Genomic DNA, 3,877 nt, shown 5'->3' with positions numbered 1-3,877 from the left:
ATGCCAAAAGAAAAAATATTCATATCTATATAATTATATATCCAGATAAATATACTAATTATAGTTCGTTTTAGGGTTATTTACGGATATGCAATAAAATTATTATAGAACCTGTTTAATGTCTTGCCTAACTCATATAAAACTGTACTTTTGTTCTTTAAATTTATTTTCTTCGGAATTATTCGAAGTTTAATAGAACATTCTTTAACCTTAAAACATTAGTATAGCATGCAACTGTACAACAAATTAAGCGCCAAAGAAAGAGCAGAGCTTATAGAAAAAGCCGGAAAAGACCGTTTAACATTATCGTTTTACGCTTACGCTCAAATTGGCAATCCACAACAACTACGTGACCATTTATTTATTAAATGGGACGGTTTAGACGTTTTAGGACGTATTTACGTAGCTCAAGAAGGTATTAATGCACAATTATCTTTACCTGCAGATAATTTTGAAAACTTTAAAATTCATTTAGATAGTATCGATTTTTTAAACGGCATTCGTCTAAATATTGCTATCGAACAAGATAATATGTCTTTTCTAAAACTTAAAGTAAAAGTTCGAGATAAAATTGTTGCCGATGGATTAAATGATGAAACCTTCGATGTTACAAACAAAGGCGTTCACCTTTCAGCTAAAGATTTTAATAAAATGCTTGCAAACCCAAATACAGTTTGTGTAGATATGCGAAATCATTACGAAAGTGAAATTGGTCATTTTTATGGTGCAGTAACTCCAGATGTAGATACGTTTCGTGAAAGCTTAGATATTATTGAAGCAGATTTACACGAACATAAAGAAGAAAAAAACTTATTAATGTATTGTACAGGTGGCATACGTTGCGAGAAAGCGAGTGCCTATTACAAGCATAAAGGATTTAAAAATGTATACCAGCTTGAAGGCGGAATAATAGAATACACTAGGCAAGTAAATACTGAAGGCATAGAAAATAAATTTATTGGTAAAAATTTTGTTTTTGATGATAGACGTGCCGAAAAAATAAGTGACGATGTTATTGCAAAATGTCACCAATGTGGAGACGCCTTCGATATACATACAAATTGCGCAAACGATGCTTGCCATTTACTGTTTTTACAATGCGACAATTGTAAAGAAGAAATGAATAATTGCTGTTCAACCATTTGTCAAGAAATACATGCTTTGCCTTTTGAAGCGCAGAAAGAACTGCGTAAAGGACAAGGAAATAGCAACGATATCTTTAAAAAAGGAAGAGCAGACCATTTGCCTTACAAAAAAGATTTACGAAACATTTTTGAAACTTTTAAAAAAGAATAAAAAAATTTTTGGTCTTAGAATTATTAAGAAATTTTAAAGTAAAAACCACACCTAAGTAAATTCCTTAACTTTTTTTAAGGGAAGTTGGCTTCCGCTTTTTTTGCTGAATTTGGAAGGGTTTATTACTCCTATTTTTTTATATTTTAAAGTCATAATAATAATCTTATCTTTACAAATCAAAGTAAGCATTAATTTGAAATTTCCACGAAGGTGGTAATCTCATCACTAAGGTTTAATTTATTAATCGTCTTCTGATGCTAAAACCACTTATTTATTTGGTTTAAAGCATTCAGAATCAATATATCTACATAATATGGCTTGCGCAAGTTGCACAACAAAAGACGGCTCACCAAAAGGCTGCAAAAATAATGGTACTTGTGGAACAGACAGTTGTAACAAACTAACCGTTTTCGATTGGTTAGCAAACATGTCTCTTCCAAATGGAGAAAAACCTTTCGATTTTGTTGAAGTTCGTTTTAAAAACGGAAGAAAACACTACTATAAAAACGCAGAAAATTTAACTTTAGCTATTGGAGATATTGTTGCTACACAAGCACAATCTGGACATGATATTGGCATGGTTACTTTGTCTGGCGAACTGGTTCGCGTACAAATGAAACGTAAAAAAATTAAAGAAAGACCAGAAGACGTTTTAAAAATATACAGAAAAGCATCTCAAAAAGATATAGATATTTGGAGCGATGCACGTGATAAAGAAGAACCAATGAAGGTTCGCGCAAGACAATTTGCTATCGATTTAAAGCTTCAAATGAAGATTTCAGATATCGAATTTCAAGGCGATGCTAGTAAAGTAACATTTTATTACACTGCTGAAGAACGCGTAGATTTTAGAGACCTAATCAAGGTGTTTGCTCGCGAATTTAGAACGCGAATAGAAATGAAACAAGTAGGCTTTAGACAAGAAGCTTCAAGACTTGGTGGTATTGGATCTTGTGGTCGTGAGTTATGCTGTTCTACTTGGTTAACAGATTTTAGATCTGTAAGCACAAGTGCTGCACGTTACCAACAACTTTCTTTAAATCCGCAAAAATTAGCAGGACAATGTGGTAAACTTAAATGCTGTTTAAACTATGAGTTAGACTCATACCAAGACGCTTTAAAAGCGTTTCCAAAAGCAGATACTAAATTATACACAGAAAAAGGAACTGCTGTTTGTCAAAAAACAGATATTTTTCAAGGTCACATGTGGTATGCTTACGAAGGAGAATGGATGAACTGGCACAAAATAACTACAGATCAAGCTAGAGAAATTATAGCAATAAATAATAATAAGGATAGAGAAAAGATTGCAAGTCTTGAAGACTATGCATTAGAGTTAGTGGAAGAAGCTAAAGTTGAATTCGAGAATGTTGTTGGTCAAGATAGTTTAACACGTTTCGATAGTCCAAAAGGCAATAAAAAACGTAAAAACAATAAGAACCGTAATCGTAACAAGAATACGAACCAGAATAAAACACAAGGTCAAAATAAGCCAAACACTCAAAATAAACCGAATAATAAGAATAAGCCAGCAGGTCAAAATAAACCAAATCCAAGAAAAAAGCCAAATCCTAGAAACCAAAATAACAAGCCTAAACCACAAGCTAAGGATGCGAAGTAATATTGTTTTGTTGTGTATTTTATTTTTAAGTGTTGTGGCTTGCGACTCTAAAAGTGTTTTCGATGATTACGAAACTGTTCCAGAAGTATGGAATAAAGATAAAACCATAAGCTTTAAGGTAAGTCCACCAGACTCAACTAAAGCCTATAATCTATTTGTTAATTTACGTAACACAAATGCATATAAATATAGTAATTTGTTTTTAATTGTTGAAATGAATTTTCCTCATGGAAAAAGTATTGTAGATACATTAGAATATAAAATGGCAAAACCAAATGGTGAGTTTTTAGGCTCAGGATTATCTAGTGTAAAAGAGAATAAATTGTGGTATAAAGAAGCTGTTGTTTTTAGCGAAACTGGAGAATATACAGTAAATATAAATCACGCTATGCGTGAAAACGGAGCAGTAAATGGGATTGCTAATTTAGAAGGTATCACAGATATTGGCTTTAGAATAGAAAAAACAGAATAAAATAGAAATTTCGAGCGTTCATATCTTAGCAGAACGCAGACCAATTAAATTAGGCACGTAATTAAATGGCAAAGACAAAAACAAAAGAGACACAAGAGCATCAAGGCTTCGAAAAATACGTTCGTTGGTTTTGGATGCTATTTTTAGGCGGTATTTTTTTTATAGCACTATTGTTTTTATTAGCTTCTTGGGGAGTTTTTGGTGAGTTACCAGATCATACTCAATTAGAAAACCCAAAAACTAATTTGGCAACTGAAATTATTTCAAGTGATGGTAAAACACTTGGTAAGTTTTATTTTGATGACAATAGAACACCTGTTAGCTATGGAGAATTATCTCAAAATTTAGTAGATGCTTTAATTGCAACTGAAGATGCTAGATTCTATGAGCATTCAGGTATAGATGCAAGAGGAACATTAAGAGCTGTTGCTTATCTTGGTTCAAAAGGTGGAGCAAGTACAGTATCACAACAATTGTCTAGACAATTG

At 32.3% G+C, this 3,877-nt stretch carries 4 protein-coding genes; all 4 read left to right on the top strand.

Annotated elements, in window-relative coordinates:
- The first annotated feature begins 228 nt into the window (after nt 1–228).
- Nucleotides 229–1,296 carry a rhodanese-related sulfurtransferase gene (locus tag Q0C58_RS02125; RefSeq protein ID WP_290696813.1) on the top strand — a complete coding sequence of 356 codons (1,068 nt, stop codon included), beginning with the start codon at nt 229–231 and terminating at the stop codon, nt 1,294–1,296.
- A 313-nt stretch (nt 1,297–1,609) separates the two neighbouring features.
- Nucleotides 1,610–2,917 (top strand): regulatory iron-sulfur-containing complex subunit RicT, encoded by a 1,308-nt coding sequence (ricT, locus tag Q0C58_RS02120; RefSeq protein ID WP_290696811.1) that lies wholly within the window; start codon nt 1,610–1,612, stop codon nt 2,915–2,917.
- The gene (locus Q0C58_RS02115; RefSeq protein WP_290696809.1) at nt 2,907–3,389 is read left to right on the top strand and encodes a gliding motility lipoprotein GldH; all 483 of its coding nucleotides are present in this window, start codon (nt 2,907–2,909) and stop codon (nt 3,387–3,389) included. The genes ricT and Q0C58_RS02115 overlap by 11 nt, the downstream gene beginning before the upstream one ends.
- A gap of 65 nt (nt 3,390–3,454) precedes the next feature.
- A partial coding sequence (locus Q0C58_RS02110) for a transglycosylase domain-containing protein (protein WP_290696807.1) occupies nt 3,455–3,877 on the top strand: 423 nt, incomplete at its 3' end.

It is taken from the genome of Lacinutrix sp. (assembly GCF_023299985.1).
Taxonomy (GTDB): Bacteria; Bacteroidota; Bacteroidia; order Flavobacteriales; family Flavobacteriaceae; genus Lacinutrix.
This window is presented reverse-complemented; position numbering and strand designations above follow the sequence as displayed.